The following is a 14,966-nucleotide window of genomic DNA, read 5'->3' as shown; positions in this document are numbered from 1 at the left end:
CTGTGCACCCTATCGTCGCCTCGGCGGGCGCCCGGCAACCGGGGCGTTTCAGACGGCTCACCCCGATCGCAACCGCTTTTCAGCGACGGCGGAAGGCCCGGGTCGCGGCCGCGCCCAGGGTGACCGCGACGGCCACCACGATCGCGGTGACGATGCCGGTCTGTATCGGGTCAGGGCCGATCCGGGACAGCCGCCCGGAGCCGAGCGCGCCACCGGACGCCCAGGCGAGCCCGGCCAGCACCAGCCCGGCGACCGGCCCGGCGAGCAGGCTCGACATGATCACCAGCGGCCACGGCGGCTCGGCGTCGGCGACGGTGACCTTGCCCTTGCTCTTGCGGCGAGTGGCCCGCCACGCGCTCTCCCGGCCGAACCGCAGCCGTTGGGTGAGGGTCCAGCCGGCCACCGCCCCGGCGATCACCGGCAGCGCGAGCAGCACCGTCCCGGCCGCACCCATCGGGCCTTCGGGGAGGCCGGCGATCAGCGGCACCATCGGGGGCGGGCCGAGCGTCACCTCGGTCAGCCGGACCGCCGAGTCGACGCCGATCGCGAATCCCGGGCCGAGCAGGTAGGCGGCCACCCAGACGGTGGCGTTCACCGCGTACCCCATGCTGATCAGGATGATGCCGGCCTGTCCGGCGACGCCGGTCCGGTAGTTGGCGATGATCTCGGCGGCCTGGGCGCCGCCGAGCGCGACCGCCAGGCCGCCGACGACCGCGCCGGCCCCGACGATCAGGAACGCGGCGACCAGCCCGGTGCGGATGCCGTGCCGCAGCGCCGGTGGCAGCCGCCGGGCCAGCGTGGTCACGGCGCCGGTGCCGCGGAGCGAGCCGAGCAGCGCCCCGGCGAGGCCGAGGGCGAGGAAATGCGCCGCGGCGCGGGCGGTGGAGATCCCGGTGCCGCGGCCGTCGGTGACCTGGGCGGCCAGGACACCGATCAGGGTGTACGCCGTACCGACCGCGACCGCGACCAGGAGCGCCTTCCCGAACGACCCGGTGCGCCGGGCCCCGATGGCGCGGGTGACGTGCAGTCCCGCCCGGTTGAGCCGCCAGACGATCAGCCCCGTGAGCAGCAGCGGCGCCAGTGCGAGCGGCCCGATCGAGGTGCCGATCGGAACGCCGTGCCCGAGCAGCCAGCCGGCCAGTCCGGCGTGCGCCGCGGCGATGAGCCCGCCGGAGCCCTCGAGGGTGCGGGCCAGCCCGATCACCGCGGCCACCGGGAGGTAGGTGAGCAGGGCCGCCCACACGGTCGCGAAGAGCACCGCCACCGGCAGTGGGGCTCCGCGCCCCTGCGGTGGCCGGCGTTGGACGGGCACCCGCACGGTCTCCCGGCGGCCGAGCATCGCGTCGTCGACGACCACGGTGTCGCGGTGGCCGTCACCGACCGGGATGGCCTCGGTGGGCCGGTCCTCCGGCGGCGTGAGCGCCTCGCGATCGAGAGCGGCCGTGTCCCGCACCACGGACTGCAGCGCCTCGGCGACCGCGAACGGGTCCTCCGAGCCGCCGGGTCGGTCGGTTGTGCTGGACATCGGCGCCTACTTTTCCATGCCGTGGCCGGTGCGGCGATGCAGAAACGACGGCGCGCCGCCGATCAGGTCGGTTCCCGATCGACAGCGCGCCGTTTCCACAGCCGTGATCAGCTCAAGATGTCGCGCATGAGCTGGGCGGTCTCGGACGGCGTCTTGCCGACCTTGACCCCGGCCGCCTCGAGGGCGACCTTCTTGGCGTCGGCGGTGCCGGCCGAGCCGGAGATGATGGCGCCGGCGTGGCCCATCGTCTTCCCGGGCGGCGCGGTGAAGCCGGCGATGTAGCCGACGACCGGCTTGGTGACGTTGGCCTTGATGAACTCGGCCGCACGCTCCTCGGCGTCGCCGCCGATCTCACCGATCATCACGATCGCGTCGGTCTCCGGGTCCTCCTGAAAGGCCTTGAGCGCGTCGATGTGGGTGGTGCCGATGACCGGGTCGCCACCGATGCCGACGGCGGTGGAGAAGCCGAACTCGCGCAGCTCGTACATCAGCTGGTAGGTCAGCGTGCCGCTCTTGCTGACCAGGCCGATGCGGCCCTGCGGGGTGATGTCGGCCGGGATGATGCCGGCGTTGGAGGCGCCGGGCGACGCGATGCCGGGGCAGTTCGGCCCGATGATCCGGGTCTTCTGGCCCTTGGCCACGTTGTACGCCCAGAAAGCCGCCGAGTCCTGCACCGGCACGCCCTCGGTGATCACCACGGCCAGCGGGATCTCGGCGTCGATCGCTTCGACGACCGCGGCCTTGGTGAACGCCGGCGGGACGAAGATGACCGACACGTCGGCGCCGGTCTCGGCGATCGCCTCGGCGACGGTGGCGAAGACGGGCAGCTCGGTGCCGTCGAAGTCCACCTTGGTGCCGGCCTTGCGCGGGTTGACGCCGCCTACTACCTGGGTGCCCGCGGCGAGCATCCGCTTGGTGTGCTTGGAGCCCTCACCACCGGTGATGCCCTGGACGATGACCTTGGAGTCCTTGGTGAGCCAGATCGCCATTAGTTCACTTCCCCGCAGCCGCGAGCTCGGCGGCGCGCTGGGCCGCTCCGTCCATCGTGTCCACCCGCTCGACCAGCGGGTTGTTCGCTCCGTCGAGGATGGCCCGGCCGGCCTCGGCGTTGTTGCCGTCGAGGCGGACCACGAGCGGCTTGGTGACGGTCTCGCCGCGCTCGGCGAGCAGCTCGAGGGCCTGGATGATGCCGTTGGCGACCGCGTCGCAGGCCGTGATGCCACCGAACACGTTCACGAAGACCGACTTCACGGCCGGGTCGCCGAGGACGATCTCCAGGCCGTTCGCCATCACCTGGGCGCTGGCGCCGCCGCCGATGTCGAGGAAGTTGGCCGGCTTGACGCCGCCGTGGCTCTCGCCCGCGTAGGCCACCACGTCCAGGGTCGACATGACCAGGCCGGCGCCGTTACCGATGATGCCGACCTCGCCGTCGAGCTTGACGTAGTTGAGGTTCTTGGCCTTGGCGGCCTGCTCCAGCGGGTCGACCGCGGACTTGTCCTCGAGCGCCTCGTGGTCGGGGTGCCGGAAACCGGCGTTCTCGTCGAGGGTGACCTTGGCGTCGAGGGCCAGCACCCGGCCGTCGCCCACCTTGGCCAGCGGGTTGACCTCGACCAGCGTGGCGTCCTCGGCGACGAACGCCTGCCACAGCTTGACCGCGATGTCGACGACCTGGTCGGCGACATCGGCGGGGAACTTGGCGGCGGTCACGATCTCGCGCGCCTTCGCCTCGTCCACGCCCTTGCTCGCGTCGATCGCGATCTTGGCGACCCGCTCGGGGTCCTCCTCGGCGACCGTCTCGATCTCCATGCCGCCGGCGACACTGGCGATGCACAGGAACGTCCGGTTGGCCCGGTCCAGCAGATAGGAGAAGTAGTACTCCTCCACGATGTCGGCCGTCTCGGCCAGCATCACCTTGTGGACCGTGTGGTCCTTGATGTCCATGCCCAGGATGTCGCTCGCGCGGGCCTCGGCCTCGTCGGCTCCGTCGGCCAGCTTGACGCCGCCGGCCTTGCCGCGGCCACCGACCTTGACCTGTGCCTTGACGACGACCTTGCCACCGAGGCGCTCGGCGATCGCCCGGGCCTCCTGCGGGGTCTCGGCGACGCCGCCGCCCAGCACGGGCAGCCCGTGCCGTTCGAACAGGTCGCGCCCCTGATACTCGAACAGGTCCACGTGTCTCCTTTCGCTCGCGACGCCAAGCGCCGGCAAGCCGCACCATTGCGTCCCGACCTGTGTGCGCGGGGCAGCGCGGCGCGCCGCCAGCGTGAGGATCGTCCGGCCTTCCCACAGCTGCGAAATGGCCTTCACCCGCAGACTAGCGACCTGAACCGGCTCGGTGAGCGCGCGGGTGCGCGGTGTGCAAGACCACACACCGGAGTGACGAATGCGCAGCTCCGGGACGGTAGAGGCCACCGTGCACCGTGTGGACACAGAGAACTCGCTCCAGCGGTCGGCGGCGATGTGCCGGCGCAGCTCGCACCGGCCGGCAGCCCCGCTCGCGCGGCCGGCGGAAAAATCACGCGAGCGCGCGTAACCCGCCCGGGAGGGGGTCGTTGAGTGTGGTGTCGGAGCGCTACGGCGTCCGCAAGGAAGCGGCCGATGCCCTGTCGGTCGAGGGGTGGCGGCGGGGCATCGCGCATAGAGGGGCCGGACGTGTGAGGGGTGCGTCCGGCCTCTCCCCTTGCGCTGGGCCGATGTCTGCACCGCGCTGAGGTCCGCGCCGGGCAGAGGTCGGAGACCCGGCGCCTCAGCGCTGCCGGGACAGCGCCGGCAAGCAGCCGAAATCTACTCGCGAATCAACTGACGGACGCTGCCACATTGGCGCGGACCCATTCGACGATGGATTCGAGGGATGCACCCGGCGTGAATAGGCCGGCTACCCCGAGTGATTGCAATTCCGTGATGTCGTCCTCGGGAATGATGCCCCCGCCGAATACCACGATGTCCGAGGCATCACGCTCCGCCAACAGTTCCAGCACTCTCCGAAAGAGTGTCATGTGCGCCCCGGAGAGAACGGACAGCCCGATGCCGTCGGCGTCCTCCTGAATCGCGGTCTCCACGATCTGCTCGGGCGTCTGGTGCAGGCCGGTGTAGATCACCTCCATGCCCGCGTCGCGCAGCGCACGCGCGATCACCTTGGCACCGCGGTCATGCCCGTCCAGCCCGGGCTTGGCGACGACGACCCTGATCCGTGCTTGCATGCTGACCCCTTCGGGCTGTCCGACCCCGGTGTCCGGCCGCCGCTGCGGGCCGCCCTCCGCGGTCACCTTAACGAACGGTAACCCGCCACGCGGGGCCCCGGTACCCGGAGGTGACGGCCACCCGTCAGGAGGAATTGTTCTTTGGGTCACATTACTGAGAGCTTTCATGGCCATTACTTAGAGTCGACACATGAGGGATCCGGAAAGCAGACCAATTCGGACAATAGCTGATCAATGCTGACCAGGAACTGTCATGAAATTGGCGCTGCGACTTGTGACCGGGCTGCCGTTTCGTTACCGTGGCCACGGCTGTCGCACAGGTTCCCCCCACAACGACAGTCCGGCGGACCACTGTTCAACCCAATTTCCCGGGGTCTGAACCGAGGATCTGTCGCCGCAATGCCACTGACGGAGGATTCTTCGTGCGCCAGCGCTTGTCGTCTGAGCCCGATCGCTATCGCGGTCGGCGCCGAGTGCCGACACCTCCGCGCAGCCGCTACGCAGTCGTTGTCACCTCCGCCTTCGTCGGAGCCGGTGTCGTCGCCCTGGGCGCGGCCTCCAACCTTCCGGACAACAAGGCAGTCGACCCCGACGTCCTGCAGAGTCTGTCCAAGGGCTCGTCGATCACCACCGACGCCCTGGAGAACCGTGACGGGGACAACGCGGCCTCCCGTGGCGAGAACCGCGAGGCCAACACTCAGCTCAGCGCCGACGACGCCGCGAAGGACGTCTACCTTCTGCCGCTCGACGACTACGAGTTCACGTCGGCCTACGGTGTCCGGTTCGGCAAGCTGCACGCCGGTATCGACCTCGCCGCCCCGGACGGCACGCCCTACAAGGCGGTGCACGGGGGAACGGTGACGGCCGCCGGTTACTCCGGTGGATATGGCTACCAGATCACCATCCGGCAGGACGACGGCACCGAGATGATCTACGCCCACTCCCGGCGCACGCTGGTGAACAAGGGCGATGTGGTCAAGGCCGGTCAGGTGATCGGCGAGGTGGGCAACACCGGGTATTCGTACGGCACACACCTGCACCTCGAAGTGCACATCAAGGGCACGCCGGTCGACCCGATCACCTTCCTCGAGGAGCGCGGCGTCAGCATCAAGCTCAAGATGGAGTCGGTGTACGCCGCCTTGGACGCCGAGGCTTCCTAACCACCGCATATCCTCCTACCCAGTTGCAACTGGGTTGAACGTCGACTTTCCACGTAAGCGCCCCCGTTCCCGCGCCGACAGGTACGTGACAGCACAACGTCACGGCAGCCGGGGGGACCATCCGCGTGGGGCAGCATTCGTCATCCGGCCGAGGTGGACGCCACCGGCAGGAGAATCTGGGCCGGCACCGCGCCCCCGCCTTCCCCGCACTCTTCGCCACCAGCAGCCGTACCGCCCTCTCGGTCACCGCGCTGAGCGCCACCCTGGCCGCCGGCATCGGCGCCGTGAGCATGGCCGCCTCGGCCTCGCCGATCGGTGGCGGCGGGGGCCTGCCGACAGCCGCGCACGCCCCCGGAGCCCTGCCAGTCGTGGCGCCGGCCGGGGACGAGGCACCCGGCAAGACCCTCGACCGCTCGGCCCCGGTCCCGCGGGCCGTCGCCCCGAACGCCGCCCCCGCCCTCCGTAAGACCAGGCCACTCCCCCGGGTCCGGTGGACGCACCCGAATCCGTCGGCGGAGGTCACGTCCTGCTTCGGGCAGCGCTGGGGCCGCCTGCACGCCGGTGTCGATCTGGCCGCGCCGCACGGCACGGCCATCGTCGCGGCCGGAGCCGGCGTGGTCGTCGCGGCCGGGCCGAACGGAGGGTATGGCAATGCGGTCCTGATCGACCACGGCGACGGCCGGCTCACCCACTACGGGCACCTGTCGGCGATCGGTGTGGAGATCGGTCAGCGGGTCAGGGCCGGCGAGCACATCGGAGACGAGGGCTCGACCGGGCACTCGACCGGACCGCACCTGCATTTCGAGGTGCACCTGGACCACTTCCCGAACCCGGTCGAGCCGACCGCGTGGATGCGCGAGCGCGGCGTGGAGATCCAGGGCTGCTCCACACCGGAGGGTTAGAGTTTCTCGATCGGGGCGTGCCGCAGGATCAGCCACATCACCTGGTCGCCGAAGTCGATCTGGACACGGGTGCCCGGGCCCTGCCCCTCGACCGTCAGGACGCGGCCCAGACCGTACCTCTGATGGTTGACCCTGTCTCCGGCATCCACCTTGGGCGCCTGCTTCAGATCGCTGGCGGTGGCCAGCTTGCTGGCGTCGATGCCGAGCCGCTCGGCGATGCGCTGCGCCTTCGGCGTGCCGCCGGAGAAGCCGCCGCCGCGCTGCCGCTCGCCCGAGCCGAATCCGCCGGCGCGGCCGCCCACTCCGCCGCCGGTCCCCGACCAGGACGTGTACGACCCACCGGTCCGCTCCCACCGCACCAGCTCGACCGGCAGCTCGTCGGTGAACCGTGAGGGCGGGTTGTACTGCGGCTGGCCCCACGCCGACCGGGTCACCGCGCGGGACAGGTAGAGCCGCTGCCGGGCCCGGGTGATCCCGACATACGCCAACCGGCGCTCCTCCTCCAGCTCGGAGTTGTCGCCGAGCGCCCGCATGTGCGGGAACACGCCGTCCTCCAGGCCGGTCAGGAAGACCACCGGGAACTCCAGGCCCTTCGCGGTGTGCAGGGTCATCAGCGTGACCACGCCCTGATGGTCGGGGTCGTCGTCGGGGATCTGGTCGGCGTCGGCCACCAGCGCCACCTGCTCCAGGAACCCGGCCAAGGTCGCGACCTGCTCCACGTCCTCGTCGGCCAGCGACTCGACGCGCTCGGTGTACTCCCGGGCGACGCTCACCAGCTCCTGAAGGTTCTCCACACGGCCCTGGTCCTGCGGGTCGAGGCTCTCCTCCAGCTCGCTGAGCAGCCCGGAGCGCTGCAGGACCGCCTCCAGCACCTCCTCCGGCGGGGCGGACAGCGCGAGCACCCGCAGGTCGTCGAGCAGCTGCACGAAGTCGTTGATGCTGTTGACCGCGCGGGTGGAGATGCCCGGCGCGTCCTTGGCCCGGCGCAGCGCCTGACCGAACGAGACCCGGTCGCGCGACGACAGTGCCTCGACGCACGCCTCGGCCCGGTCGCCGATGCCCCGTTTCGGGGTGTTCAGCACCCGCCGGATGCTGACCGTGTCGTCGTCGTTCACGATCGCGCGCAGGTAGCCCAGCGCGTCGCGGACCTCCTTGCGCTCGTAGAAGCGCACCCCGCCGACCACCTTGTAGGGCAGGCCGACCCGGATGAACACCTCCTCGAAGACACGGGACTGCGCGTTCGTCCGGTAGAAGACGGCCACGTCACCGGGGCGCACGTCGTGGTTGTCGGTGAGCCGGTCGATCTCGCGGGCCACCCAGTCGGCCTCGGAGTGCTCGGTGTCGGCCACGTAACCGACGATCTGCTCACCCGGGCCCTGATCGCTCCAGAGCCGCTTGGGCTTGCGCGACGTGTTCCGGTCGATCACCGCGTTGGCGGCGGTCAGGATGGTCTGGGTGGACCGGTAGTTCTGCTCCAGCAGGATCGTGCGCGCCTGCGGATAGTCGCGCTCGAACTCCAGGATGTTGCGGATCGTGGCCCCACGGAACGCGTAGATCGACTGGTCCGCGTCGCCGACCACGCACAGCTCGGACGCCTCGTCGCCGGAGCCGACCAGCTCGCGGATCAGCGTGTACTGCGCGTGGTTGGTGTCCTGGTACTCGTCGACCATCACGTGCCGGAACCGGCGACGGTACGCCTCGGCCAGGTGCGGGTGCGACTGGAACAGGTGCACCACGGTCATGATGATGTCGTCGAAGTCCAGCGCGTGCGCCTCACGCAGCCGCCGCTGATACAACTCGTACGCCTCGGCGACGGCCCGCTCGTTCGGCCCCTTCGCGTTCGCCTTGAACCCGTCCGGCTCGATCAACTCGTTCTTCAGGTTCGACACCTGGGCGGCCAGGCCCCGTGCGGTGTACCGCTTCGGGTCGAGGTCGAGCTCGCGGGCCACGAGGGTCATGAGACGGCGCGAGTCGTCGGCGTCGTAGATGGAGAACGTGCTCTTCAGCCCGGCGTGCTCGTGCTCGGCGCGCAGGATGCGCACGCACGCCGAGTGGAAGGTCGACACCCACATCATCCGGGCGCGCGGACCGACCAGATGGGCGACCCGCTCCTTCATCTCACCGGCGGCCTTGTTGGTGAACGTGATCGCCATGATCTCGCCCGGATGTGCGTTGCGCTCGGCCAGCAGATACGCGATCCGATGGGTCAGCACCCGGGTCTTGCCCGAGCCGGCGCCGGCCACGATGAGCAGCGGTCCCCCGGAGTGGGTGACCGCATCCCGCTGAGGACCGTTGAGGCCGGTCAGCAGCGCTTCCGGGTCGAGCCGGGGCGACACCGGCCGCGGCGCCGGCCGGGGCGCCTCCGGAGTCCGCACCGCGGGCAGGGGGAACAGGGCGTCGGAAGGTTCTGAGGAAGGTCGCATCGCGGGGAACATTGTATGCGGCACCCCCGACACGAATGCGGCGCCGACCGGCTCGTACATCAGCGGTGAACTATGAATCTCACACCTTTAGGCTGAGCCGGTTGGTGAAGAAGTCTCTCCGATCGGGGGATCGATCCCATGCCTCTTCCGAAGCGCCGGCAACTCGCCGCGCCGATAGCCCTGCTGGCCGCCGCCGGCCTGCTCACCACGGTCTCACCCGCGCAGACCGCGGCGGCCGCGCCGCCGCCCGAGTTCGCCGCGGTCTCCGTGTCCCACGGCACGCCCCGGGGCGCCGTCGTGAAGGGCCAGTTCCTCAGCTACAACGACTTCCACGGCGCGATCGACCCACCCACCGGCAGCGGTGCGGTGGTGAACGCCGGCGGCACCAGCACGCCCGCGGGTGGCGTGGAGTATCTGGCCACCTATCTGAAGAAGCTGCGCGCCGAGGCTCAGGCCGACGGGCGCACCACGATCACCGCCGGCGCCGGTGACCTGATCGGCGCGACCCCGCTGGTCAGCGCCGCGTTCCACGACGAGCCGACGATCGAGCTGATGAACCAGATCGGGCTGCAGGTCAGCTCGGTCGGCAACCACGAGTTCGACGAGGGCGTCAGCGAGCTGATCCGGATCCAGCGCGGCGGCTGTCACCCGGTCGACGGATGCCAGGACGGCGACCCGTACCAGGGTGCGAAGTTCACCTACCTGGCCGCCAACACCATCAGCAAGAAGACGAGACTGCCGATCCTGCCGCCGATCGACATCCGGTATGTGAACGGTGTGCCGGTCGGGTTCATCGGCATGACGCTGGAGGGCACGCCCGGCATCGTGAACCCGGCCGGCATCAAGGACGTCACCTTCACCGACGAGGTGGAGACCGCCAACAGGTGGAGCTCGGTGCTGCGGCTCTTCGGGGTGAGGGCCCAGGTCCTGCTGCTGCACGAGGGCGGCTCGCAGGCGTCGGTCACACCCACGCCGGGGGTCTCCGACTGCACCGGCTTCAACGGGCCGCTGAAGCCGATCGTGGCCGGGCTCGCTCCCGAGATCGGCGTGGTCGTCTCCGGGCACACGCACCGCTTCTACTCGTGCAAGCTGCCGAACAGCAAGGGCGTCGACACCGTCGTCACCAGCGCCGGCAGCAACGGCCAGCTGGTCACCGACATCGACTACACGCTGGACCGGCGGACCGGCAGGTTCACCGAGATCACCGCGAAGAACGTGATCGTCGAGAACGGGGTGCCGGACGGCAACGGCGGCTGGAAGCGGGACGCGTCCGGGGCGTACCTCAAGAATCCCGACACCGTCGACGCCGCCGCCAAGAAGGTCGCCGACAAGTACCGCACCGCGGTCGCCCCGATCGCGAACCGGCTGGTCGGCAGCATCAGCACGGACATCGTGCGTACCACGACCGCGGCCGGGGAGAGCCCGCTCGGTGACGTGATCGCCGACGCGCAGCTCGCCTACACCCGGTCCGCCGGCGCTCAGATCGCGTTCATGAACCCCGGTGGCGTCCGCGCCGACCTGGACGCCGACCAGTCCAGCGGCGGCGAGGCGTACGGCCAGGTCACCTATGGCGAGGCGTTCACCGTCCAGCCGTTCAACAACCTGGTCGTCACGCAGACCTTCACCGGCGCCGAGATCAAGGACGCGCTGGAGCAGCAGTTCGTCGGGTTCGCCGGGCAGACCACCCAGCGGATCCTGCAGGTGTCGGCCGGTCTGACCTACACGTGGAGCGCCTCGGCCACGCCCGGATCGAAGATCAGCAACCTGGCCCTGAACGGGACGCCGATCGACCCGGCCGCGAACTACCTGGTCACCACCAACGACTTCCTGGCCAACGGCGGTGACGGGTTCAGCAACCTGAACCAGGGACCGGACGGGCGCGTCATCGCGCCGGGCTTCGACGTGGACGCGCTCGTGGCCCATCTGGCCACCGGCCCGATCGCGCCGGGCCCGGCCGACCGCATTTCGACCACCTCCTGATCAGCGCAGACTTTCGTCCCAACACTCGGGCGGTTTCCTTGCGGGACCGTCCGAGCCGGGGGCATACTCGGCTCGTGATCCAGCAGGCGCGATTTTTTACCTATGGCACCGGCCGTGCCTTTTCTCCATGGCCGGGGCAGTCGTAGGTCGCTCCTGAACCCCAGACCTACATCAAGCCCCGGGCCTCCCAGCCCGGGGCTTGATGCTGTCCGGGCCGGGGTGGCCGGGACTCCAGCACCCGAGGAGCAGGACATGACCGCCGACGTGATGGACCAGACCACCGGCGCGGGCGAGAACGAAGCCGCCGCCAAGATCGTCGCCATTCGTGAGCGCATCAACGAGATCGACAAGACGATCATCGAGTTGTGGCAGGAACGCGCGGCCCTGTCGCAGGAGGTCGGCAAGACCCGGATGGCCAGCGGCGGCACCCGCCTCGTACTGGCCCGCGAGCGGGAGATCATCGAGCACTTCCGGGAGGCGCTGGGGCCGGACGGCACCCAGGTCGCGCTCCTGCTGCTGCGCTCGGGCCGCGGCCCGCTCTGACCCGTCGACGAGCTTCGGCCGGCCGGAGCTGATCCAGCGACGAGCTGCGGCCGGCCCGCTCCGACCCGTCAACGGACTGCAGCCGGGCCGAAGTGGCCCGGCTGCAGTCAAGCAACCACCGTTGAACGGTGTCGTCTCACAGATGCGGCGGATGTCCGCCGCGGTCCGTGACTTCTATGTAGGCGTGACCCCCTTACCGGCTGCCGCCGTGGCCGCCGCCGTTCCCGCCACCGTGACCGCCGCCGTTACCGCCGCCGCCACCGTGACCGCCGCCGTAGCCGCCGCCGAGGACGCCGCCGAGGACGCCGCCGAGGCCGCCGCCGCCACCGTGACCGCCGCCGTAGCCGCCACCGTTCCCGCCGCCGTAGCCGCCACCGTGACCGCCGCCGTGGCCGCCACCGTGACCGCCGCCGTAGCCGCCGCCCCAGCCGCCGCCGTGGCCGCCGCCCCAGCCGCCGCCGTAGCCCCAGTTGCCCCAGCGGCCGCCCCAGCTCTTGCCGCGGTTACCGAACTTCCACCAGTGGCTGAAGCCGGAGCGGTAGCCGAACGGGCTGATGCCGACCGGGCTGGCGACCCAGGCGCGCCACGTCGGGCCGTACGCCAGGAAGCTGTCACCGGAGAAGCGGAAGGCCTGAGTGGTGTAGTAGCTCTGGAAGCCCGACGCACCCCAGTTGCAGTCGTTCGGGTCGACCAGGAGCGCGTAGGCGCCCGGACGGACGCCGACGACGCCGGCGGGGATGACCGAGACGGTGTTGCAGCTGTAGGCCGAGGTGGCCCAGAAGCCACGGCGCCCGCCGAAGACGGCAGCCTGCTGGCAGCCGCCACGCGTGCCGTAGTACCCGACGACGGTGTCCCCGTAGGTGCCGTAGGTCTGGACCGCGGTCTTCTCCGGCTTCGCCGCAGCGGTAGTGGTTCCGGAGGCCATCGCCGGCGCAGTGGCGACGGTGGCACCGGCGAGAAGGCCGAGCCCGGCCATCGTCACCGAACGCATAGTCCTGTTCATGCTGTTTACCGTTTTCCTCTCAGGTAGGTAACTCGGTAAACAGACGGTGCCATATCGGACTAACGAGGCAAAGACTCTGAAGTAGCGTTTTCGTCTATCAAAATATGCTCTTTCAATTGACCCCGAACGTAGGGTCGTTCTCGGGGGCCCCGTCGTTGTGGAAACGACTCAGGCCGGGAGATCGTTGATCTCCCGGCCTGAGAATCTCGGCGAAAAGCCTGTTCAGCGCGCCCGAAGTGGACTGCTGATCTCCGCAAAGTGACAGGCGCTCGGATGCGGCGACCGTTCCCTGATCTGCAGCAGCGGCTCCTGCTCGGAACAGACCTGCTGCGCCTTCCAGCACCGGGTCCGGAAGCGGCATCCGGACGGCGGGTTCGCCGGCGACGGGACGTCGCCCTCCAGGACGATCTGCCGGCGGTGGCCACGCAGGCTCGGATCCGGCACGGGCACGGCCGAGAGCAGAGCCTGGGTGTACGGGTGAGTCGGCTGGTCGTAGATGGCGACGTCGTGGCCCTGCTCGACGATCTTGCCGAGGTACATGACGGCGACCCGGTCGGCGATGTGCCGGACCACGGACAGGTCGTGGGCGATGAAGATGTAGGACAGCCCGAAGTCGTCCTGCAGCCGCTCCAGCAGGTTGATCACCTGAGCCTGGATGGACACGTCGAGCGCCGACACCGGCTCGTCGCAGACGATGATCTCCGGCTTGAGGGCCAGCGCCCGGGCGATGCCGATGCGCTGTCGCTGTCCGCCGGAGAACTGGTGCGGGTAGCGGTTGATGTGGTCGGGATTGAGGCCGACCGTGTCGAGCAGGTCCTGCACGGCCTGCTGCCGCTTGCCCTTCGCCACCACGTCGGAGTGGATCTCGAACGGCTCACCGACGATGTCGCCGACCGTCATTCGCGGGTTCAGTGAGGTGTAGGGGTCCTGCAACACCATCTGGATGTTGCGGCGGGCCCGGCGCAGGTCACCGCCCTTGAGCCTGGTCATGTCCTGGCCGCGCACCGCGACCGCCCCGGAGGTCGGCTTCTCCAGCCCGACCAGCAGCTTGGCCAGGGTCGACTTGCCGCAGCCGGACTCGCCGACCACGCCGAGGGTCTCGCCACGGCGCAGTTGCAGGTCCACCCCGTCGACGGCCCGGATCTCCCCCTTGAAGTGCTTGACCAGGCTCCTGGTCTCGAGGACGACGTCACTCACCGAGGACCTCCCGGAAGAAGTGGCAGCGGGCGGTGCGGCGGGGCGCGATCGCGTACGCCGGTGGCGCCGGATCCTGCCGGCACGGCTCCTTGGCGTAACCACAGCGCGGGTTGAACGCGCACCCGGCGGGGATGGCGGTCAGCGCCGGCGGCAGGCCCCGGATGGTGGTGAGCTGCTGTCCTTTCAGGTCGAGCCGGGGAATCGACTCGAGCAGCGCCCGCGTGTACGGGTGGCCGGGCCGCGCGTAGATGTCGTAGACCGGCGCCTCCTCGACGATCCGGCCCGCGTACATCACCGAGATGCGGTCGGCCACGTCCGCCACCACACCCATGTCGTGAGTGATCAGGATGAGGCCCATGTTGCGGTCCCGCTGGAGCTCGGCGAGCAGGCCCATGATCTGCGCCTGCACAGTGACGTCGAGAGCCGTGGTCGGCTCGTCGGCGATCAGCACCTCGGGGTCGAGGGCCAGCGCCATGGCGATCATGACGCGCTGCCGCATACCGCCGGAGAACTGGTGCGGGTAGTCGTTGACCCGTGCCTTCGCGTCCGGGATGCGGACCTGGTCGAGCAGTTCGATCGCCCGGCGCCTGGCGTCCGCCCGCGACATGCCACGGTGCGCCCGGAACGGCTCGGCGAGCTGGAAGCCGACCGTGTAGACCGGGTTCAGAGCGGACAGGGCGTCCTGGAAGATCATGGCGATCCGGTTGGCGCGGACCCGCCGGCGCTCCTCCTCCCGCAGCTTCAGCAGGTCGACGCCGCGGTAGCGGACCTCGCCGCGGGTGACGTGCCCGGGCGGGGTCTCCAGGATGCCCATGATCGCCTGAGCGGTCACCGACTTGCCGCAACCCGACTCGCCCAGGATCGCCAGGGTCTCGCCGGGATTCAGCCAGAAGCTCGCCCCGTTCACTGCCTTGGCCACGCCGTCCCGGGTGCGGAACTCGACATGCAGGTCGTTCACCTGGAGCAGGGGTGCGCGCGGGTCCAGTCCGGGTAGGACGTCCAGCTGCGCCTTGATGTCGGTCACGGGTTCACC

At 70.0% G+C, this 14,966-nt stretch carries 12 protein-coding genes; 4 read left to right on the top strand and 8 right to left on the bottom strand.

Annotation, left to right across the window (positions count from 1 at the left end):
* Positions 1-79: 79 nt before the first annotated feature.
* The 4 genes from ACQPZW_RS03640 to ACQPZW_RS03625 all read right to left on the bottom strand — a co-directional run bounded on the left by ACQPZW_RS03640 (position 80) and on the right by ACQPZW_RS03625 (position 4,725).
* Entirely contained in the window at positions 80-1,525 is a 1,446-nt protein-coding gene (locus ACQPZW_RS03640; protein WP_433793413.1) for a cell division protein PerM, read from the bottom strand.
* A gap of 107 nt (positions 1,526-1,632) precedes the next feature.
* A complete protein-coding gene (gene sucD / locus ACQPZW_RS03635) occupies positions 1,633-2,514 on the bottom strand; it encodes a succinate--CoA ligase subunit alpha (RefSeq protein WP_433793412.1) in 882 nt (293 codons plus the stop codon).
* A 4-nt stretch (positions 2,515-2,518) separates the two neighbouring features.
* Positions 2,519-3,697 carry an ADP-forming succinate--CoA ligase subunit beta gene (gene sucC, locus ACQPZW_RS03630; protein ID WP_433793411.1) on the bottom strand — a complete coding sequence of 393 codons (1,179 nt, stop codon included), beginning with the start codon at positions 3,695-3,697 and terminating at the stop codon, positions 2,519-2,521.
* A gap of 623 nt (positions 3,698-4,320) precedes the next feature.
* On the bottom strand, positions 4,321-4,725 hold the full coding sequence (locus ACQPZW_RS03625) for a cobalamin B12-binding domain-containing protein (RefSeq protein ID WP_433797411.1): 405 nt from the start codon (positions 4,723-4,725) through the stop codon (positions 4,321-4,323).
* Positions 4,726-5,147: 422 nt separating this feature from the next.
* Here ACQPZW_RS03625 and ACQPZW_RS03620 point away from each other — a divergent pair, with 422 nt between their 5' ends.
* Together ACQPZW_RS03620 and ACQPZW_RS03615 are read left to right on the top strand one after the other, a co-directional pair.
* Positions 5,148-5,885, top strand: a complete 738-nt coding sequence (locus ACQPZW_RS03620; RefSeq protein ID WP_433793410.1) for a M23 family metallopeptidase — start codon at positions 5,148-5,150, stop codon at positions 5,883-5,885.
* 125 nt (positions 5,886-6,010) lie between these two features.
* Positions 6,011-6,787, top strand: a complete 777-nt coding sequence (locus tag ACQPZW_RS03615; RefSeq protein WP_433793409.1) for a M23 family metallopeptidase — start codon at positions 6,011-6,013, stop codon at positions 6,785-6,787.
* On the opposite strand, the gene pcrA is transcribed toward ACQPZW_RS03615, so the two are convergent.
* The gene (pcrA, locus tag ACQPZW_RS03610) at positions 6,784-9,210 is read right to left on the bottom strand and encodes a DNA helicase PcrA (protein WP_433793408.1); all 2,427 of its coding nucleotides are present in this window, start codon (positions 9,208-9,210) and stop codon (positions 6,784-6,786) included. The genes ACQPZW_RS03615 and pcrA overlap by 4 nt on opposite strands.
* Before the next feature lie 138 nt (positions 9,211-9,348).
* On the opposite strand from pcrA, the gene ACQPZW_RS03605 reads away from it, so the two are divergent.
* Positions 9,349-11,190 (top strand): bifunctional metallophosphatase/5'-nucleotidase, encoded by a 1,842-nt coding sequence (locus ACQPZW_RS03605; protein ID WP_433793407.1) that lies wholly within the window; start codon positions 9,349-9,351, stop codon positions 11,188-11,190.
* A gap of 252 nt (positions 11,191-11,442) precedes the next feature.
* Positions 11,443-11,733 carry a chorismate mutase gene (locus ACQPZW_RS03600; protein ID WP_433793406.1) on the top strand — a complete coding sequence of 97 codons (291 nt, stop codon included), beginning with the start codon at positions 11,443-11,445 and terminating at the stop codon, positions 11,731-11,733.
* Positions 11,734-11,926: 193 nt separating this feature from the next.
* Here the strand turns inward: ACQPZW_RS03600 and ACQPZW_RS03595 are convergent, their stop codons facing one another.
* From ACQPZW_RS03595 to ACQPZW_RS03585, 3 genes are all read right to left on the bottom strand, one after another.
* Positions 11,927-12,736 (bottom strand): hypothetical protein, encoded by an 810-nt coding sequence (locus ACQPZW_RS03595; protein ID WP_433793405.1) that lies wholly within the window; start codon positions 12,734-12,736, stop codon positions 11,927-11,929.
* 222 nt (positions 12,737-12,958) lie between these two features.
* Positions 12,959-13,933: an ABC transporter ATP-binding protein gene (locus tag ACQPZW_RS03590; RefSeq protein ID WP_433793404.1), complete on the bottom strand. Its 975-nt coding sequence runs from the start codon at positions 13,931-13,933 to the stop codon at positions 12,959-12,961.
* On the bottom strand, positions 13,926-14,957 hold the full coding sequence (locus tag ACQPZW_RS03585) for an ABC transporter ATP-binding protein (RefSeq protein ID WP_433793403.1): 1,032 nt from the start codon (positions 14,955-14,957) through the stop codon (positions 13,926-13,928). The genes ACQPZW_RS03590 and ACQPZW_RS03585 overlap by 8 nt, the downstream gene beginning before the upstream one ends.
* Between the last annotated feature and the right edge of the window lie 9 nt (positions 14,958-14,966).

The sequence above is a fragment of the Actinoplanes sp. CA-252034 genome (genome assembly GCF_050956125.1).
Lineage (GTDB): Bacteria > Actinomycetota > Actinomycetes > Mycobacteriales > Micromonosporaceae > Actinoplanes.
This window is presented reverse-complemented; position numbering and strand designations above follow the sequence as displayed.

Bases quoted from the DNA above. Each gene is read 5' to 3' on its own strand.
- ACQPZW_RS03640 (WP_433793413.1), bottom strand. From the start codon at position 1,525: ATGTCCAGCACAACCGACCGACCCGGCGGCTCGGAGGACCCGTTCGCG.
- sucD (WP_433793412.1), bottom strand. From the start codon at position 2,514: ATGGCGATCTGGCTCACCAAGGACTCCAAGGTCATCGTCCAGGGCATC.
- ACQPZW_RS03625 (WP_433797411.1), bottom strand. From the start codon at position 4,725: ATGCAAGCACGGATCAGGGTCGTCGTCGCCAAGCCCGGGCTGGACGGG.
- pcrA (WP_433793408.1), bottom strand. From the start codon at position 9,210: ATGCGACCTTCCTCAGAACCTTCCGACGCCCTGTTCCCCCTGCCCGCG.
- ACQPZW_RS03605 (WP_433793407.1), top strand. From the start codon at position 9,349: ATGCCTCTTCCGAAGCGCCGGCAACTCGCCGCGCCGATAGCCCTGCTG.
- ACQPZW_RS03600 (WP_433793406.1), top strand. From the start codon at position 11,443: ATGACCGCCGACGTGATGGACCAGACCACCGGCGCGGGCGAGAACGAA.
- ACQPZW_RS03595 (WP_433793405.1), bottom strand. From the start codon at position 12,736: ATGAACAGGACTATGCGTTCGGTGACGATGGCCGGGCTCGGCCTTCTC.